Raw genomic sequence first — 18,352 nt, forward strand, 5'->3', positions numbered from 1 at the left:
TCGCCTGACACTCCGCTTTCGCGAGCAAGCCCGCTCCCACAGTAAATGTGTGGCGTTGTTTGGATTTTGAACATTCGATGGAGTTGTTTTTATGGGCCAATGGCTCGATAGCATTACCGGCTGGTTGACAGTCAACCCTCAATGGCTGGCCATGGCGGTGTTCATCGTGGCCTTTGTGGAATGCCTGGCGATTGCCGGGCTGATCGTGCCCGGCACGGTGCTGTTATTTGCCGTTGCAGTACTGGCCGGCAGTGGCGCCCTGTCGTTGAGTGAAACGCTGCTGCTGGGGTTTGTCGCCGGCGTGCTGGGCGACATCGTTTCATACTTCATCGGACGACATTTCCACCAGAACATCCGGCGCCTTCCAGGGTTGCGCCATCACCCGGAATGGATCGCTGGTGCAGAAGCATATTTCCAGCGCTACGGCATCGCCAGCCTGCTGGTCGGACGCTTCATCGGCCCGCTGCGGCCAATGCTGCCGATGGTCGCCGGGATGTTCGACATGCCCTTCCCGCGCTTCGCCGCCGTCAGCCTGCTGGCCGCCGCTGGCTGGAGTGTCGCTTACCTGCTGCCTGGCTGGGCCACAGGCGCGGCGATTCGCTTGCCATTGCCGGACGGTTTCTGGCCTCAAGCCGGGATCGTTGCCGGCAGTATCGCGGTGATGGTGGGGCTGAGTGCAACCAGCAGCCTGCGTCGTCATCGCAACGCCACGGTGTTTATTACCGGGATGAGCTTGCTGATTCTGGCGGGGCTGTTTATCGGTTACCCGCACTTGTCTGCCCTCGATCAGGGCGTGATGACCCTGGTGCAAGAACACCGCAGCCCGATGCTCGATGAAGTGGCCGTCGTCTTCACCCTGATCGGTGAATTCCGCAACATGCTGATATTCAGCGCCCTGCTGACGGTATTGCTGCTGCTGACGCGACAATGGCGACAGGCGATCTTCGCCGCCGGCACCCTACTCTGTACCGCCTTGGCCAACACCGTGACCAAGCAGTTTTTTGCCCGCGTGCGCCCGGAAGTGTTGAGCGACCCGCTCACCAGCTACAGCATGCCCAGTGGACACGCGTCAGGGTCGTTTGCACTGTTCCTGACCCTCGCTGTGCTGGCCGGCCGCGGCCAACCGCCGCGCATGCGCCTGACCTGGTTGCTGGTGGGCTGCATTCCTGCGCTGGCCATTGCACTGTCGAGGGTTTACCTCGGCGCACATTGGCCGACGGATGTGCTGGCCGGCGCGATGCTGGCGGCGTGCGTGTGTGCGGCCAGCCTGTGGCTGAGTCAGCGCCAGACCTCGCTCAACGCGATGCCGCCTAAAGCCTGGTGGCTGGTGTTGCCGGCGCTGGTGGCGTTGTTCGGGTTCTTCGTGTTGCGGCATCTGCCGCATACGATGTTGCGGTATGCGTATTAAGCGCAAGGTTTTGCGCTAAGTCTCCGCCCACAAAAAACCCCGACCAAAAAGTCGGGGTCTTGTAACTTGAATACGCTCGGCCAGAACGGATCAGGCACGTCCGCGCTTACGCATTTCCAGAATCAATGCATCGGCGAGCCGACCCGCCGTCACTGCGGTGTCTTCGAAAGACTGTCCGATACTTGCATGCTTGAGCAGGTAGCCCACTGCAACAGCTTCCCAGGCAGCACGTTCATTTGTGTAGATAGTCATGGCGTTAAATCCTTTTAGAAAATCGAATAGCCCACTTCATGCGGGCAGCCATAAACTAATCCAAACCCTGGCCTCCAACAATGTTCGCCTGCTGCCCCAATGTTTGCCAAATGCTGCTCAGGCAAACAACTCGCCTTGCAACTCGTCCAGTAGCGCCTGAATCGCATCCAGGCGCTGCTGCGGATCGTCGAGTTGCAGCAGGTCGATCTTGTCCACCTCGGCAAACGGCAACAGGTACGCCAACTGATTGGCCAGGGACTGTTGCCCGGTCGCCTCGGTGCCCATGTTCAATGCTTCGACCATCGGGTGTTCGGCCAACGCCTTGAGCAACGCGACCAGATCGGCGTCTTCATCCTGCAGCGGTTGTTCCGGTTCATCTTCCAGCCACTCGACCTCGGCGACGGTCAACTGATCGCGCTGAACCTCGGTACGCAACACGTGGAAACGCCGCCCGCCCTGCACTCGAATGCCCAGCAGGCCATTGTCCTGCTGCTTGAAATCGGTGATCAGCGCTTCACACCCCACCAGCGCATAACCCTGCGGGGCGATGCCGACTTCTTCGCCGTCAAGGATGCACACCACACCGAAGCCGCCGCCCTGTTTCATGCAGCGGCCGATCATGTCCAGGTAGCGCGCCTCGAAAATCTGCAAATCGAGGATGCAGCCCGGAAACAGTACTGTGTTCAGCGGGAAAAGCGGCAAGCTCATAGACATTTCCTTACACCACCATCGACACCGCCAACGGCAGGAAAACCGCCGTGGCCACGCCCATCAGACTCATCGCCAGCGCCGCGAAGGCGCCACACTCATCACTTTCCTGCAACGCCACCGAGGTACCTACCGCGTGGGCAGTCATGCCCAGCGCCATGCCGCGAGCCTCAGCGCTGTGGACACCCAGCAGGGTCAAAATACCGGGTCCGAAGATCGCACCGATCACGCCGGTGATCAATACGAACACCGCCGCCAATGCTGCGACACCACCGATCTGCTCGGCCACCAGCATGGCAATCGGCGAAGTCACCGACTTCGGCGCCATGGTCATCAGAATCATGTGTTCAGCACCAAACCACCAGCCCAGCAGCACGCCCATGCCCGTGGCAACCACACCGCCTACCACCAGCGTAGTAAATATCGGCCAGAACAACTGCCGAATCCGCCGCAGATTGAGGTAAAGCGGCACGGCCAGCGCAACCGTGGCCGGACCGAGCAGAATACTGAGGATCTCGGTGCTCTTGCGGTACTCGGCGTAGGTCAGGCCGCAGCCCACCAGTACGCCGATCACCAACAGCATGGAGACCAGCACCGGTTGCAGAAACACCCAGCGGGTTTTCTCGAACGCCGCCAGCACCAGTTGATAGGCGCCGAGAGTAATGCCGATGCCAAACAACGGATGGTGAATGACGGCCGCCCAGGCACCGTGCCAGTCGATAATCATTGGCCGTCCTCATGAGGTGCGTGACGCTTGATCATGCGCTGCATCAGCACACCCGCAAACGCCAGGGACAGCATCAGCGACAACACCAGCGCGCCGACAATCGCCCAGAAATCCGCCGCGATGTCGGCGGCGTAAACCATCACGCCCACGGCTGGCGGCACCAACAGCAACGGCAGGTAACGCAGCAAACTGCTGGCCGCGAGGTTCAACGGTTCGCCGACTTGGCCGCGCGAAATCAAGTACACCAGCAACAGCAGCAGGCCGACAATCGGCCCCGGCAGCACCGGCAAAAACAAATGGTTGATGGCGGTGCCCAGCAATTGGAACAGCACCAGCCAGGTCAGGCCACGTAACAACATCCAGCATCTCCCGCGCGCTCTCCCCACAAAGAAGGGACCGATCATTATAAGCACGTCAACGCTATGGATCGGCATTCGCCAAAAGCATGTTCAGTTGACCGGAGCAATTTGCCATGTTGATCTAAAGTGGTAATCCGGGAGGTCAAAGCCCCCCACCTCAAAACTATAAAACCGATGAACCCAAGGAGAGTCTCAATGCCCTATGTTCCCGTTGCAGAGCTCAAAGATTATGTCGGCAAGGAACTTGGACGTTCCGAATGGCTCACGATCGATCAGGAGCGCATCAACCTGTTCGCCGAAGCCACTGGAGATTATCAGTTCATCCACGTCGACCCGGTCAAAGCCGCGCAAACGCCATTTGGCAGCACCATCGCCCACGGTTTCCTGTCGCTGTCGCTGATTCCCAAACTGATGGAAGACATCCTGATTCTCCCTGAAGGGGTGAAGATGGTGGTCAATTACGGTCTGGACAGCGTGCGCTTCATCCAGCCAGTGAAGGTCAATTCCAGGGTGCGACTCAAGGTCGACATGAACGAAGTCACCGAGAAGAAACCCGGCCAATGGCTGCTCAAGGCCACCGCCACACTTGAGATCGAAGGGTCGGACAAACCGGCGTATATCGCCGAGCCACTGTCGCTCTGCTTCGTGTAAACCATCCCGGATGCGAAGCAGCTCACGCTGTTTCGCGCCCGCTTCGTTTCTACCGGCTATATAAGGGCACATAGCTGCGGCATACTCGGTCGCCTAATTGCCCGGATCCCGCTATGCGCTCACTTGCATTCCTTGCCTTGACCCTGTTGCTCACCGCTTGCGGCGATGGTGAATCGCTGTTGCCTCCCGACGCCCGCCTGCCGGACGGCGGACGCTATCGCGGTGAACTGGTCAATGGATTGCTGCAAGGTCAGGGCCGCATCGACTACCCGAACGGCAGCTGGTACGCCGGCGACTTCGACAAGGGGCAATGGCATGGCAAGGGCGAATGGCACGGCAGCAACGGCGAGGTCTATCGCGGGCAATTCAATCTGGGCCTGTTCGACGGTCAAGGCGCGCTGACCACCAACGGCAGCAGCTACAACGGCGGCTTCAAGGCCGGTCGACGGGACGGCGAAGGCACCCTCAAAGAAAGCGGCATGACGTACCGAGGCGAATTCAAAGCCGATCAATATTCAGGGCTCGGTCGTCTCGAACTCGAAGACGGCAGCTCATACCAGGGCCAGTTCGCCCACGGCAAACCCAATGGCGAAGGCCAGCGCAGCGACGCCAGCGGCAATCAGTTCACCGGGCATTTCGTCGACGGTCAGCTGGAAGGCAACGGGACTTTCAACAGCGCTGACGGCGACCTTTACGTCGGCGGCTTCAAGAACAATCAACTGCACGGCAAGGGTCGCTACGAAAACGCCGATGGCGATGTCTGGCTGGGCCAATTCAAGGAAGGATCGCTGAACGGCAAGGGCGAGTTGATCGGCGCCGACGGCAGCCATTACATGGGCCAGTTCAGCGACTGGCGCTTCACCGGACAGGGCCGCTTGAATCTGCCCGACGGCAGTTTCTACATCGGCCAGTTCGACGGTGACAGTTATGCCGGGCGCGGCACCTTGGTGTTGACCGACGGAACCGTACAAAGCGGCACCTGGATCAATGGTCAGCGCGTTCGCGATGCCGACGGCAAGTTACTGCCAGACTCACTTGAACTCGGCTTGCTGGCCCAAGGCCGCTTGCTGGACGACGCCCTGTCCAACCTGCCGGCCTCGACCCCTGCAGTCGAGCTGTACACCTTGACCGTCGGTGGTGACGGCAAGCAAAGCGTGTTCCTGCGCGAATCCGATTACGTCAGCAACATGCTCAACAGTCGCTTCGGTGCATTTGGCCAGATCCGCCTGGTGAACCATCGCGACCACCTCGTCGACCGGCCAATGGCCACCCGCGAAAGCCTGCGCCGCGCCGCCCTGACCCTGGCCGAACGCAGTGGCCCGGAAGACTTGATCTTCATCTACCTGACCAGTCACGGCACCAGTGAACACGAACTGGTGCTCGACCAGCCACGCATGGAGCTGGCCGACCTGCCGGCTGACGAGCTCGCCGCTGTGCTCGCCCCTTTGAAGAACCGCGACAAGATCATCGTGATTTCTTCCTGCTACTCCGGCGGCTTCATCCCTGCGCTGAAGGACGAACGCACCCTGATCATGACCGCCTCGCGCGCCGACCGGGTGTCTTTCGGTTGCTCGGAAGAAGCCAACTTCACTTACTTCGGCGATGCCCTGTTCGCCCAGGCGCTGAACCAGACCGACGATCTGGAGCAAGCTTTCAAGCTGGCCAAGGCCACCGTGGCCGAGCGCGAACTGGCGGACAACTTCGAAGCATCCGAGCCGCAGATCTGGGCGCCGAAAACCGTCCTCTCCCACTGGCAACTGTTACGCAAGCAGCAGGCGCGAAAGGCACTACAAAGTGTCTCTGCCGGCAGCAAGGATGCAAAGAACAACTAAGCTGAATGTATCAAGGGGGAAACACTATGTACTTGACGCCTCAGCATGTACTGCTTGCCGGAGCTACCGGGTTAACCGGTGAACACTTGCTTGATCGCCTGCTCAATGAGCCAACGATTACGCGAGTATTGGCACCCTCACGCCGGCCACTGGCCGAGCATCCCCACCTTGAAAACCCCGTCGGCGACCCCGCGGTGTTTCTGCCGCAATTGAATGGTCGCGTCGACATCGCCTACTGCTGCCTGGGTACCACGATCAAGCAAGCCGGCTCGGAACAGGCGTTTCGCGCGGTGGACCTGGACATGGTGGTGGCGTTCGCCAAACGTGCACGGGAGATGGGCGCGCGGCACCTGATCGTGATCAGTGCCTTGGGAGCCGATCGGAGATCCCCGATTTTCTACAACCGGGTCAAAGGCGAGATGGAATACGCATTGCGCGCGCAGGACTGGCCGCAACTGACCATTTGCCGCCCTTCCCTGCTGCTGGGCGATCGCCTCGAGCCGCGCCCGGCCGAGCAGTTCATCGGGCCATTTTCCCGCCTGATGCCCGGCAAATATCGCGGGATTGAAGCCTGCCAACTGGCCCGCGCCATGTGGCGACTGGCGCTGGAAGAGCAGGATGGGATTCGGATTGTCGAGTCGGATGAATTGAGGAAACTGGGCAAAAATAAATAAGTGCTGTCCGGGAGAACGCCTTCGCGAGCAAGCCCGCTCCCACATTTGATCTCAAGTGTTCACATAATTTGTGTTCGCTGAAGATCTTATGTGGGAGCGGGCTTGCTCGCGAAGGGCACAACACCGGCTCAGAGCCAAGCGCTACAACCCACCCGTCGCCTGAAAACTCACGCCTAAAACCGTGAGCAACGACAGCGGCAAGAGCAGCGTGTCGAGCAACGCGCTGGCCGGCAGGTCGATGCCGGGATAGCTCGGCGCTTCTGCTCCGAAGCGGTCCATGGCGCAGCAACCGCCGTTCATGGCATACAAATCCAGTCGAGTCCCTGAATACACCACCGGAGCCCCCGGTTTGGCCGCATCGAGCGTGCGCGCCGTGGCGCAGCCTGCCAGTTGCAACGCCAGCACAATCACCAGCAGCTTATTCATCGCTGGTCAGATGGTGTTCGCCCCAACGTGGCAGCATGTCTTGCGGAATGTTCAGCAGATTGAGAATCCGCGCCACGACGAAGTCGATCAAATCATCGATGGTCTGTGGCTGATGATAAAACCCCGGCGACGCCGGCAATATCGTCACGCCCATGTTCGACAACTTGAGCATGTGCTCCAGATGAATGCTCGAATATGGCGCCTCGCGCGGCACCAGAATCAACTGGCGGCGCTCCTTCAAGGTGACGTCGGCGGCACGTTCGATCAGGTTGTTGCAGGCGCCCGTCGCGATAGCCGACAAGGTGCCGGTGGAACACGGCACCACCACCATCGCTGCCGGTGCGCCGGAACCCGAGGCCACCGGCGACATCCAGTCTTCCTTGCCATACACGCGAATCTGCCCGGCGGCAGCGCCGGTGTATTCGGTGAGGAAGGCTTGCATCATCTGGGTCTTCGGCGGCAACGTAACGTCAGTCTCGGTGGCCATCACCAGTTGCGCTGCCTTGGATATCAGGAAGTGCACCTCGCGGTCCTCGCGTATCAGGCAGTCCAGCAGGCGCAAGCCATACTGGGCGCCTGAAGCGCCGGTCATCGCCAGCGTGATGCGTTCCGGGCCGTTGTTCATTGCAGCGCCTCGGCGAGTTTGCCGTGCAGGCCGCCGAAGCCGCCGTTGCTCATGATCACGACGTGAGTACCGGGCCGAGCCTGGCTCTTCACGCGCTCAATGATGCCTTCGAGTGAATCGCTGACAATCGATGGCACCGTGCACAGCGCCGCTGTCGCGCCCAGGTCCCAACCGAGGTTGGCCGGTGCGTACCAGATCACCTGATCGGCATCGACCACGCTTTCCGGCAAGCCGTCGCGGTGAGCACCGAGCTTCATGGAATTGGAGCGCGGTTCGATGATCGCGATCAACGGAGCGTCGCCGATGCGCTTGCGCAGGCCGTCGAGCGTCGTGGCAATGGCGGTCGGGTGATGAGCGAAGTCGTCGTAGATGGTGATGCCGCGCACTTCCGCGACTTTCTCCATCCGGCGCTTCACGCTTTTGAACGCGCTCAATGCAGCGATGCCCATGGACGGCACAACACCTACATGGCGTGCAGCCGCCAATGTGGCCAGGGCGTTGGCGACGTTGTGCTGTCCGGTCATGTCCCACTCAACCACACCCTGGGCGACACCTTCGAACATCACCTCGAATTTCGAACCGTCTTCGCTGAGCAGCTTGACTTGCCACTGACCGCCGGCACCGGTGGTTTGCACCGGGGTCCAGCAACCCATTTCAATCACGCGCAGCAAGGCCGGTTCGGTGGTCGGATGGATCACCAGGCCTTCGCTTGGGATGGTTCGCACCAGATGGTGGAATTGCCGCTCGATGGCCGGCAGATCGGGGAAGATGTCGGCATGATCGAACTCCAGATTGTTCAGGATCGCCGTGCGCGGACGGTAGTGAACGAACTTGGAGCGTTTGTCGAAGAAGGCGCTGTCGTACTCGTCGGCTTCGATCACAAAGAACGGCGTGTCACCCAGACGGGCCGACACCGAGAAGTTCTGCGGCACGCCGCCGATCAGGAAACCCGGGCTCATGCCTGCGTGTTCCAGGACCCAGGCGAGCATGCTGCTGGTGGTGGTTTTGCCATGGGTGCCGGCGACAGCCAGGACCCAGCGGCCTTGCAGCACGTGGTCGGCCAGCCATTGCGGTCCGGAGACGTAGGGCAAGCCTTTGTTCAGTACGTATTCAACGGCGGGGTTACCACGGGACATGGCGTTGCCGATCACCACCAGGTCGGGGGCCGGATCGAGCTGCGCCGGGTCGTAACCCTGGGTCAACTCGATGCCCTGAGCCTCAAGCTGAGTGCTCATCGGTGGATAGACGTTGGCATCGGAGCCCGTCACGTGATGGCCCAGCTCTTTGGCCAGAACCGCCATCGAACCCATGAAAGTGCCGCAGATACCAAGAATATGAATGTGCATAGTCGACCTCGTAAAACATGGCCGCAGGTTAGCGTAGGGTGGGAAAAATCGCACCTTGTGTTTCGGACTTGAGGACGCCCTTCGCGAGCAAACCCGCTCCCACACTGGATCGGCGGTGTTCACATAATTAGCGCTCGCTGACGATCTAATGTGGGAGCGGGCTTGCTCGCGAATGGCCGCGACTCGGTTTACCGGGCGATACCGTGCTTACGCAACTTCCGATAAAGCGTATTGCGACTGACACCCAGCTGCTCGGCAGTGTGAGTCATGTGCCAGCGTGTCTGCTCCAGCGCATTCAACAGTGCCAGCCGCTCGGCATCATCCAATGGATGCTCGGAAGGCTCCTCAGTCGCCAAGGCAACCACCGGCCGCGCCTGACGAATCATCGCCGGCAAATCCTCCAGCCCGACCCGCCCCTCTTCACACAACGCCGCCAATGTACGCAGCACATTACGCAGCTGCCGAACATTCCCCGGCCAGGCAAACGCCAGCAACGCCTGCCGTGCCGGCCCGTCGATCAATACCGTTTCCCCGCCTGCCTCTTCGGCCAGCAGAAAGTCGAGTAGCTGGGATTTATCCGTGCGATCGCGTAATGCAGGCAAGGCGACTTCCAGGCCATTGAGCCGGTAGTACAAATCCTCGCGGAAGCTGCCGTCCTGCACCCGCTCCAGCAAATTTCGGTGAGTGGCGCTGATGATCCGCACATTGACCGCTTCAGGCTCGCCACCAATCGGCACCACCTGACGATCCTCCAGCACCCTTAACAGCCGGGTCTGCAAGGCCAGGGGCATGTCGCCGATTTCATCGAGAAACAGCGTGCCGCCATCAGCCTGCTGCAACTTGCCACGCATGCCTTCCTTGCGGGCGCCGGTGAAACTGCCGCCGCGATAACCGAACAGTTCGCTCTCGATCAGGCTCTCGGGGATGGCCGCGCAGTTGAGGGCGACGAAGGCTTTTTCCGCCCGTTGACTGGCCTGGTGCACGGCTTTAGCGAAGGCTTCCTTGCCGGAACCGGTTTCGCCGTTGATCAGCAGCGGCACGTCGCGCTCGAAGACTCGCAGGGACTTGCGGAAATCCTCCTGCAACGCCGTGTCGCCCAGGCAGATGCCGGCGAGACGCGGACGTTCGGCAATCACTGGACTTTGCACCACCGGCACCGGAATGCTACGCGGCTGCCCGCGCAACACGGCAAACAGGCTCCGCCCGTCACGGGTGCGCAATGGCCAACTGGCGCTGGCGTTCACACTTGCACGGCCGAGCAAATCATCCAGCGAACAGTCGAAAAACGCCTCCACCGGTTTGCCCAGCAGCCCGCCGCGGATGTGTCCCAGCAGGTTCAGCGCGCTCTGGTTGACCGCGCTGATCCGCCCTTCCCCGTCGAATGCCAGCAGCCCTTCGCTGAACAGTCCGACGGATTCGGCCTGCAAGTGAAAGCGCAGCAGCCATTGATTGTCGAAGTAACGCAGGAAATAGCAGCTCTCGATCATCTTTGCCGAAAGATTGACCAGGGCCATGGTGTGGAACTGACTCTGGCGCGACACCTCATGACGCGCCGAGGACACGTCGAGCACCGCCAGCAGTTCGCCGTGAGGGTCGAACACCGGGCTCGCCGAGCACGTCAGGCCGGTGTGGCGGCCGCGAAAGTGTTCGTCCTGATGGATGGTCAGCGACTGACGTTCCACCAGGCAAGTGCCGATACCGTTGGTGCCTTCGCAGGCTTCGCTCCAGTCGGCACCGAGCCAGAGACCGGCGCGCTCGAAAATCTTCCGCTCGGCGGGCGCGGTGACACAGTTGAGGATCACCCCGCGCGCATCGGTCAGCAGCACCGCATGCCCGGCGCCGGAGAGTTGTTGATGCAGGCTGGTCATTTCGTTGCCGGCGATCTGCAGCACTTGCTGTAGGCGTTCGCGGCTTTCGAGCACGCGACCATGTTCGAGCACCGTTGGCGCCATGGTCAGGGCCGGGTCGAGGTGATAGTCCTCAAGGCAGCGCAGCCAGGAACGAGCGATGGACGGATCGCTGCCAGGCCCGTGCAGGTGGGATTTACCCTGGGTCACGGTCAGCACTTGCTGGGCATGGCGACTCAAATGGTTGTCGTGCATTTCTTATTATTCTCCCGCGCAGAGTCTGGCTCGCTTCCGTGAGGCCGAGCATCCTCCAGCCTAGCTTGCATTGCAATGCTGGCAAGACCACTCGGTCACAGCCTGTGCCAAAAGCGGTACAAACTGTCACCCACCCTGTACCGAAACCGTCACAGGCGCCACCCGCCTGTCCGACAAAAACCACGCAAAGCCTTGATTTGCCTGACCTGCAAGGCAGTGGCCCGACCTTTGCTCTACGCTTATAGCAAGCGCACATGCGCCCCTCCCTTATAAGCACAAAAGCCAAGGAGAAATCATCATGCGTTACGCTCACCCCGGTACTGAAGGCGCTATCGTTTCGTTCAAGAGCAAATACGGTAACTACATCGGCGGCGAGTTCGTCGCGCCTGTCAAAGGTCAGTACTTCACCAATACATCGCCGGTCAACGGCCAACCGATTGCCGAATTCCCGCGTTCCACCGCCGAAGACATCGACAAGGCCCTGGACGCTGCCCACGCCGCCGCTGATGCCTGGGGCGCCACGTCCGCCCAGGCGCGCTCGCTGGTGCTGCTGAAAATCGCCGATCGCATCGAACAAAACCTGGAAGTCCTGGCGATCACCGAATCCTGGGACAACGGCAAAGCCGTGCGTGAAACCCTCAACGCCGACATCCCGCTGGCTGCCGACCACTTCCGTTACTTCGCCGGTTGCATCCGCGCCCAGGAAGGTAGCGCCGCCGAGATCGATGGCAACACTGTGGCGTATCACATTCATGAACCCCTGGGCGTGGTCGGGCAGATCATCCCGTGGAACTTCCCGATTCTGATGGCCGCCTGGAAACTTGCCCCGGCGCTGGCTGCTGGTAACTGCGTGGTGCTCAAGCCTGCCGAACAAACTCCACTGGGCATTACCGTGCTCATGGAGCTGATCGGCGACCTGCTGCCGCCCGGCGTGCTGAACGTGGTGCAAGGCTTCGGTAAAGAAGCCGGCGAGGCCCTGGCCACCAGCAAACGCATCGCCAAGATCGCCTTCACCGGCTCGACCCCGGTCGGCTCGCACATCATGAAATGCGCCGCCGAAAACATCATTCCGTCCACCGTGGAGCTGGGTGGCAAGTCGCCGAATATCTTCTTCGCCGACATCATGCAAGCCGAAGAAACCTTCATCGAAAAAGCCGCCGAAGGCCTGGTGCTGGCGTTCTTCAACCAGGGCGAAGTCTGCACCTGCCCTTCTCGCGCACTGGTGCAAGAGTCGATCTACGACGACTTCATGAAAGTGGTGATGAAGAAAGTCCTGTCGATCAAACGCGGCGACCCACTGGACACCGACACCATGGTCGGCGCCCAGGCGTCCGAGCAGCAATTCGACAAAATCCTTTCGTACCTGGAAATCGCCAAGGGCGAAGGCGCCGAGTTGCTGACCGGCGGCAAGGTGGAAAAACTCGAGGGCAACCTGGCGACCGGGTATTACATCCAGCCGACCCTGCTCAAGGGCACCAACAAAATGCGGGTGTTCCAGGAAGAAATCTTTGGCCCGGTGGTGAGCATCACTACCTTCAAGGACGAAGCCGAAGCCCTGGCCATCGCCAACGACACCGAGTTCGGCCTGGGCGCCGGTCTCTGGACACGCGACATCAACCGCGCCTACCGCATGGGCCGCGCCATTAAGGCCGGTCGTGTGTGGACCAACTGCTACCACCTGTACCCGGCGCACGCCGCGTTCGGCGGTTACAAAAAGTCCGGCGTCGGCCGTGAAACCCACAAGATGATGCTCGACCATTATCAGCAGACCAAAAACCTGCTGGTGAGCTACGACATCAATCCGTTGGGCTTCTTCTAAAACCCTGTAGGAGCGGGCTTGCTCGCGAAGGCGGTCATTCAGTCAACAGTAATGTTGAATGTTCTGGCCTCTTCGCGAGCAAGCCCGCTCCCACATTGAGTGTTGCGCCAACCCGGACATCATGACCGGGCCAAAACAAAACAATAAAAAGGTAAACACTATGCCTAGCGAACACACCGGAGCACCGGCGACCGGCTCCTCCGTCGACTTCGAAAAAGTCGGCTCCGAATACTTCCAGCAACGGGAACTGAAAAAAGGCGCGGCAGGCTGGGTCCTGCTGGTGGGCCTCGGCGTGGCCTACGTCATCTCCGGCGATTACGCCGGGTGGAACTTCGGCCTGGCCCAAGGGGGCTGGGGCGGCATGTTTCTCGCCACGCTGCTGATGGCCACGATGTACCTGTGCATGTGTTTCTCTTTGGCAGAACTGTCTTCCATGATTCCTACTGCCGGCGGTGGTTACGGCTTCGCCCGTAGCGCATTCGGGCCGTGGGGCGGGTTCCTGACCGGAACCGCGATCCTGATCGAGTACGCCATTGCGCCGGCAGCCATTGCGGTGTTTATCGGTGCCTATTGCGAGTCGCTGTTCGGCATCGGCGGCTGGATAATTTACCTGGCGTTCTACATCATCTTTATTGCCATTCATATTTTCGGAGTCGGTGAAGCGCTGAAACTGATGTTCGTCATCACCGCCGTCGCCGCTCTGGCGCTGGGTGTGTTTCTGGTGGCGATGGTGCCGCACTTCAACGTCGCCAATCTGCTGGACATTCCAGTAACCGAGGCCAAGGGCGCCAGCAGCTTCCTGCCCTTTGGTTATGTCGGCGTGTGGGCGGCCATTCCCTATGCGATCTGGTTCTTCCTGGCGGTAGAAGGCGTGCCGTTGGCCGCCGAAGAAACCAAAAACCCGAAACGCGACCTGCCCCGCGGGCTGATTGGCGCCATGCTGGTGCTGGTGAGCTTCGCCTTGCTGATTCTGGTGATCGGCCCTGGCGGTGCGGGCTCCAATGCCCTCTTGACCTCGGGCAACCCGTTGGTCGAAGCGTTGAGCAAAGCCTACGGCGGCTCGACCTGGATGGGCAACTTCGTCAACCTCGTGGGTCTGGCCGGCCTGATCGCCAGTTTCTTCTCGATCATTTATGCCTACTCGCGGCAGATTTTTGCCTTGTCCCGCGCCGGCTACTTGCCGCGCAAACTCTCCGAGACCAACAAAAGCAAGGCGCCGGTGCTGGCGTTGATCATTCCCGGCATCATCGGTTTTGGCCTGTCGCTGACCGGCCAGGGTGACTTGCTGATTCTGGTGGCCGTGTTCGGCGCGACCATCTCCTACGTCCTGATGATGGCGGCACACATCACGCTGCGCATTCGTCGCCCCAAAATGGATCGGCCGTATCGCACACCGGGCGGCATCTTCACCTCAGGTGTGGCGCTGGTGTTGGCGTGTATTGCCGTGGTCGCGGGTTTTCTGGTGGATCCGCGGGTGGTCATCGGCGCGGCGATCATCTATGGAGTGTTAATTGCTTACTTTGCTTTCTACAGTCGGCATCACTTGGTAGCAGGCACGCCCGAAGAGGAATTCGCGGCCATTCAAAAAGCTGAAGAAGCCCTGCACTAACGGCCGCAAATCACGGCGCAGGCCACCTCTGCGCCGTCACGGAGAATCTGTATGGCTAGTTTTGCTCACACTGTCGGCGCCCAGACCTACCGTTTCGACAGCCTCAAGGACGTCATGGCCAAGGCCAGCCCGGCGCGCTCCGGGGACTTTCTCGCGGGTGTTGCCGCCCTCAACGATGGCGAGCGTGTGGCTGCGCAAATGGCCCTGGCGAACATCCCGCTCAGTCACTTCCTGCAGGAAGTCCTGATTCCTTACGAAGCCGATGAAGTCACCCGACTGATCATCGACACTCACGACAAACAGGCTTTCGCCGTCATCAGCCACCTCACTGTCGGCGGATTTCGCGACTGGCTGCTCAGCGATGCCGCCGATGAACAGAGCCTGCGCGCCCTCGCCCCCGGGTTGACCCCGGAAATGGTCGCCGCCGTATCGAAGATCATGCGCGTGCAGGATTTGGTGCTGGTGGCGCAGAAGATCCGCGTGGTCACGAAATTCCGCGGCACCATGGGCCTGCGCGGCCGGTTGTCCACGCGTCTGCAACCCAACCACCCCACCGACGAACCGGCCGGCATCGCCGCGAGCATTCTCGACGGCCTGCTCTACGGCAACGGCGACGCGATGATCGGCATCAACCCGGCCACCGACAGCATCGCCTCGATCTGCGCCATGCTGGAAATGCTGGATGCGATCATCCAGCGCTACGACATTCCGACCCAGGCTTGCGTGCTGACCCACGTCACAACGTCGATTGAAGCGGTGAATCGCGGCGTTCCGCTGGACCTGGTGTTCCAGTCGATCGCCGGAACCGAAGCGGCCAACGCCAGTTTCGGCATCAACCTGAATATCTTGCAAGAAGGCTACGACGCAGGTTTGAGCCTGAACCGCGGCACGCTCGGGCAAAACCTGATGTATTTCGAAACCGGCCAGGGCAGCGCCCTGTCAGCCAACGCCCACCATGGCATCGATCAACAGACCTGCGAAACCCGCGCCTACGCCGTGGCGCGACATTTCAAACCGTTCCTGGTGAACACCGTCGTAGGATTCATCGGCCCGGAATACCTCTACAACGGCAAACAAATCATCCGCGCCGGCCTCGAAGACCACTTCTGCGGCAAGTTGTTGGGCGTGCCGATGGGCTGCGACATCTGTTACACCAACCACGCCGAAGCCGACCAGGACGACATGGACACCCTGCTGACCCTGCTGGGCGTGGCCGGGATCAACTTCATCATGGGCATCCCCGGCTCCGACGACATCATGCTCAACTACCAGACCACGTCGTTCCATGACGCGCTCTATGCCCGCCAGACGCTAGGGCTGAAACCCGCACCGGAATTCGAGCAGTGGCTGGAAAAAATGGGCATCTTTACCCAGGCGGACGGCAAGATTCACTTCGGCAACAGCCTGCCGCCGGCCTTCCGCCAGGCCTTGGCGCAATTGGGATGAGTGTTGATATGGATAAACCACCTGTCGATCCGCAAAACCCGTGGCTGGAACTGCGGCGCCTGACCCCGGCGCGAATTGCCCTCGGTCGCACCGGCACCAGCATGCCCACCAGTGCGCAGCTGGATTTCCAGTTCGCCCACGCCCAGGCGCGGGATGCGGTGCATTTGCCGTTCGATCACGTCGAACTCAGTTCACAACTGGCCGAACGTGGACGTGACAGTTTGCTGCTGCATAGCGCAGCAACGGATCGCAACAGCTATTTGCAGCGCCCCGATCTGGGGCGGAAGTTGAGCGATGAGTCGGCGCAAGCGCTGCGCGATTACGCGCTGGCCAACCCTGGCGGGGTGGATCTGGTAATCGTCGTCGCCGATGGCTTGTCGGCGCTGGCCGTTCATCGTCACACCATGCCATTACTGGCGCGCATGGAAGAACAGAGTGTGGCTGATGGCTGGTCCGTCTCACCGGTGATTTTAGTGGAGCAGGGCCGGGTCGCCGTAGCCGACGAGATCGGCGCGCTGCTTGGGGCAAAAATGGTGGTGATCCTGATCGGCGAGCGCCCTGGCCTCAGTTCTCCCGACAGCCTGGGTTTATATTTCACCTACAATCCAAAGGTCGGCCTGACGGATGCCTATCGCAACTGCATCTCCAATGTTCGCCTCGAAGGGCTGAGTTACGGCATGGCGGCACACCGTTTGCTGTATTTGATGCGCGAAGCCTGCCGACGGCAGTTGTCGGGCGTCAATCTGAAGGACGAAGCCCAGGTTCATACGCTTGAGTCGGACGCAGGTGCGGACATGAAAAGTAATTTCCTACTGAGTCCGCCGGATGCCTGAACCGATTCCGCATTGCGTTTCTGATCAGGTTTCAGGCACGATCGAAACACGGCTGCCCGAGTGAGAACCGTTCGCCGTCAGAGCACGTGAAGACAGCCACTTGAAGACGAGACCTATCGATGCGGATTATTCAAGCGACCCTCGAACACCTGGACCTGCTGACCCCGTTGTTCGTCAAATATCGCGAGTTTTATGGCTCCCTGGCCTATCCGGACTCGTCCCGGGCGTTCCTCGAGAAACGCCTGTCCCGCAAGGAGTCGGTGATTTATCTGGCCCTGGCCGATGACGACAGCAACAAACTGATAGGTTTCTGTCAGTTGTACCCGAGCTTTTCGTCGCTTTCGCTTAAACGCGTATGGATCCTCAACGACATCTACGTCGCCGAAGACGCCCGCCGCCAGTTGGTCGCCGATAACCTGATCCGCACCGCGAAGAAAATGGCCAAGGACACCAACGCCGTGCGTATGCGCGTTTCCACCAGCAGCAACAACGAAGTCGCGCAGAAAACCTACGAATCCATCGGATTCAAGGAAGACACCGAGTTCAAGAACTACGTGTTGCCGATCAGCGACGAGCTCTGATCCACACTAAAACTGTGGGAGCGAGCTTGCTCGCGATGGTATCGCCTCGGCACAACTGATACGCCGAGGTGCCTGAATCGCGAACAAGCTCGCTCCCACAGGGGTCGGTTTCGCCATTCTCGTCGGTAGGGTTCCATCGACATCCCCAGCTACAAACTCGACGCGCTTTTCACCACTCAGCCCGTATAATGCCGACCTTTCCGGCTTGTAAGAAAAACTACAATCATCTGTAGGCTTACACGAAGTCATATGCACAGGCCTGCTGAGTCGGGCCGTCACCACAGGTGCCCTCCATGGATTTCAACCCGCTCGACCTTATCCTGCATCTCGATGTTTACCTCGACTTGCTGGTAAACAACTACGGGCCATGGATCTACGCCATCCTGTTTCTGGTGATCTTCTGTGAAACCGGTCTGGTGGTGATGCCGTTCCTGCCGGGCGATTCCCTGCTCTTCATCGCTGGCGCCGTCGCGGCCGGTGGTGGCATGGACCCTGTGCTGCTGGGCGGCCTGCTGATGCTGGCGGCGATCCTCGGTGACAGCACCAACTACGTGATCGGACGAACGGCGGGCGAGAAGCTTTTCAGCAACCCGAACTCGAAAATTTTCCGCCGCGACTACCTGCAACAAACCCACGACTTCTACGACAAGCACGGCGGAAAAACCGTGACGCTGGCGCGTTTCCTGCCGATCATCCGCACCTTCGCACCGTTCGTCGCAGGCGTCGCGAAAATGCCATACCCGCGCTTCTTCGGCTTCAGCGTTCTCGGCACCATTCTGTGGGTTGGCGGCCTGGTCACCCTCGGTTACTTCTTCGGCAACGTACCGTTCATCAAGCAAAACCTGTCGCTGCTGGTAGTTGGCATCATCCTGTTGTCGCTCGTACCGATGATCATCGGCGTCATCCGCAGCCGCTTCGGCAACGCCGCGTCCAAAGCCCACCCACGCTGAATTA

The 18,352-nt window shown here is 60.2% G+C and carries 18 protein-coding genes; 10 read left to right on the plus strand and 8 right to left on the minus strand.

Features of this window, described 5'->3' with window-relative positions:
- Nucleotides 1-91: 91 nt before the first annotated feature.
- Nucleotides 92-1,408: a bifunctional DedA family/phosphatase PAP2 family protein gene (locus ACA055_RS26230; RefSeq protein WP_497681233.1), complete on the plus strand. Its 1,317-nt coding sequence runs from the start codon at nucleotides 92-94 to the stop codon at nucleotides 1,406-1,408.
- 90 nt (nucleotides 1,409-1,498) lie between these two features.
- Here the strand turns inward: ACA055_RS26230 and ACA055_RS26235 are convergent, their stop codons facing one another.
- The 4 genes from ACA055_RS26235 to ACA055_RS26250 all read right to left on the minus strand — a co-directional run bounded on the left by ACA055_RS26235 (nucleotide 1,499) and on the right by ACA055_RS26250 (nucleotide 3,454).
- Complete coding sequence (locus tag ACA055_RS26235) at nucleotides 1,499-1,660, minus strand: hypothetical protein (RefSeq protein WP_497681234.1); 162 nt, start codon at nucleotides 1,658-1,660, stop codon at nucleotides 1,499-1,501.
- Between the two features lie 117 nt (nucleotides 1,661-1,777).
- Complete coding sequence (locus ACA055_RS26240; protein ID WP_497681235.1) at nucleotides 1,778-2,368, minus strand: LON peptidase substrate-binding domain-containing protein; 591 nt, start codon at nucleotides 2,366-2,368, stop codon at nucleotides 1,778-1,780.
- Between the two features lie 10 nt (nucleotides 2,369-2,378).
- A complete protein-coding gene (locus tag ACA055_RS26245; protein ID WP_497684495.1) occupies nucleotides 2,379-3,089 on the minus strand; it encodes an LrgB family protein in 711 nt (236 codons plus the stop codon).
- Nucleotides 3,090-3,091: 2 nt separating this feature from the next.
- Nucleotides 3,092-3,454, minus strand: coding sequence for a CidA/LrgA family protein (locus ACA055_RS26250; protein ID WP_497681236.1), 363 nt, complete (start codon nucleotides 3,452-3,454; stop codon nucleotides 3,092-3,094).
- A 195-nt stretch (nucleotides 3,455-3,649) separates the two neighbouring features.
- On the opposite strand from ACA055_RS26250, the gene ACA055_RS26255 reads away from it, so the two are divergent.
- The 3 genes from ACA055_RS26255 to ACA055_RS26265 all read left to right on the plus strand — a co-directional run bounded on the left by ACA055_RS26255 (nucleotide 3,650) and on the right by ACA055_RS26265 (nucleotide 6,611).
- Nucleotides 3,650-4,105, plus strand: coding sequence for a MaoC family dehydratase (locus ACA055_RS26255; protein WP_429529308.1), 456 nt, complete (start codon nucleotides 3,650-3,652; stop codon nucleotides 4,103-4,105).
- Between the two features lie 113 nt (nucleotides 4,106-4,218).
- Nucleotides 4,219-5,937, plus strand: coding sequence for a C13 family peptidase (locus tag ACA055_RS26260; RefSeq protein ID WP_497681237.1), 1,719 nt, complete (start codon nucleotides 4,219-4,221; stop codon nucleotides 5,935-5,937).
- 26 nt (nucleotides 5,938-5,963) lie between these two features.
- Entirely contained in the window at nucleotides 5,964-6,611 is a 648-nt protein-coding gene (locus ACA055_RS26265; RefSeq protein ID WP_497681238.1) for an oxidoreductase, read from the plus strand.
- A gap of 141 nt (nucleotides 6,612-6,752) precedes the next feature.
- Here ACA055_RS26265 and ACA055_RS26270 read toward each other — a convergent pair whose 3' ends face one another.
- The 4 genes from ACA055_RS26270 to ACA055_RS26285 all read right to left on the minus strand — a co-directional run bounded on the left by ACA055_RS26270 (nucleotide 6,753) and on the right by ACA055_RS26285 (nucleotide 11,110).
- Nucleotides 6,753-7,037, minus strand: a complete 285-nt coding sequence (locus tag ACA055_RS26270) for a YceK/YidQ family lipoprotein (protein ID WP_497681239.1) — start codon at nucleotides 7,035-7,037, stop codon at nucleotides 6,753-6,755.
- Nucleotides 7,030-7,662, minus strand: coding sequence for a flavin prenyltransferase UbiX (gene ubiX / locus ACA055_RS26275; RefSeq protein ID WP_128871424.1), 633 nt, complete (start codon nucleotides 7,660-7,662; stop codon nucleotides 7,030-7,032). The genes ACA055_RS26270 and ubiX overlap by 8 nt, the downstream gene beginning before the upstream one ends.
- Nucleotides 7,659-9,008 carry a UDP-N-acetylmuramate:L-alanyl-gamma-D-glutamyl-meso-diaminopimelate ligase gene (gene mpl, locus ACA055_RS26280; RefSeq protein WP_497681240.1) on the minus strand — a complete coding sequence of 450 codons (1,350 nt, stop codon included), beginning with the start codon at nucleotides 9,006-9,008 and terminating at the stop codon, nucleotides 7,659-7,661. Before mpl ends, ubiX begins: the two co-directional genes overlap by 4 nt.
- Before the next feature lie 188 nt (nucleotides 9,009-9,196).
- On the minus strand, nucleotides 9,197-11,110 hold the full coding sequence (locus ACA055_RS26285; protein WP_497681241.1) for a sigma-54-dependent Fis family transcriptional regulator: 1,914 nt from the start codon (nucleotides 11,108-11,110) through the stop codon (nucleotides 9,197-9,199).
- Nucleotides 11,111-11,408: 298 nt separating this feature from the next.
- Here ACA055_RS26285 and exaC point away from each other — a divergent pair, with 298 nt between their 5' ends.
- The 6 genes from exaC (at nucleotide 11,409) to ACA055_RS26315 (ending at nucleotide 18,348) form a co-directional block, all read left to right on the plus strand.
- Nucleotides 11,409-12,929 (plus strand): acetaldehyde dehydrogenase ExaC, encoded by a 1,521-nt coding sequence (exaC, locus tag ACA055_RS26290; RefSeq protein WP_046055564.1) that lies wholly within the window; start codon nucleotides 11,409-11,411, stop codon nucleotides 12,927-12,929.
- A gap of 160 nt (nucleotides 12,930-13,089) precedes the next feature.
- Nucleotides 13,090-14,538: an ethanolamine permease gene (gene eat, locus ACA055_RS26295; protein ID WP_497681242.1), complete on the plus strand. Its 1,449-nt coding sequence runs from the start codon at nucleotides 13,090-13,092 to the stop codon at nucleotides 14,536-14,538.
- A 51-nt stretch (nucleotides 14,539-14,589) separates the two neighbouring features.
- Complete coding sequence (locus tag ACA055_RS26300; protein ID WP_497681243.1) at nucleotides 14,590-15,984, plus strand: ethanolamine ammonia-lyase subunit EutB; 1,395 nt, start codon at nucleotides 14,590-14,592, stop codon at nucleotides 15,982-15,984.
- Between the two features lie 8 nt (nucleotides 15,985-15,992).
- Nucleotides 15,993-16,817, plus strand: a complete 825-nt coding sequence (gene eutC, locus ACA055_RS26305) for an ethanolamine ammonia-lyase subunit EutC (protein ID WP_497681244.1) — start codon at nucleotides 15,993-15,995, stop codon at nucleotides 16,815-16,817.
- A 119-nt stretch (nucleotides 16,818-16,936) separates the two neighbouring features.
- Nucleotides 16,937-17,398: a GNAT family N-acetyltransferase gene (locus tag ACA055_RS26310; RefSeq protein ID WP_497681245.1), complete on the plus strand. Its 462-nt coding sequence runs from the start codon at nucleotides 16,937-16,939 to the stop codon at nucleotides 17,396-17,398.
- 293 nt (nucleotides 17,399-17,691) lie between these two features.
- The gene (locus tag ACA055_RS26315) at nucleotides 17,692-18,348 is read left to right on the plus strand and encodes a DedA family protein (protein ID WP_497681246.1); all 657 of its coding nucleotides are present in this window, start codon (nucleotides 17,692-17,694) and stop codon (nucleotides 18,346-18,348) included.
- Nucleotides 18,349-18,352 lie beyond the last annotated feature (4 nt).

It is taken from the genome of Pseudomonas sp. LBUM1657 (assembly GCF_059716075.1).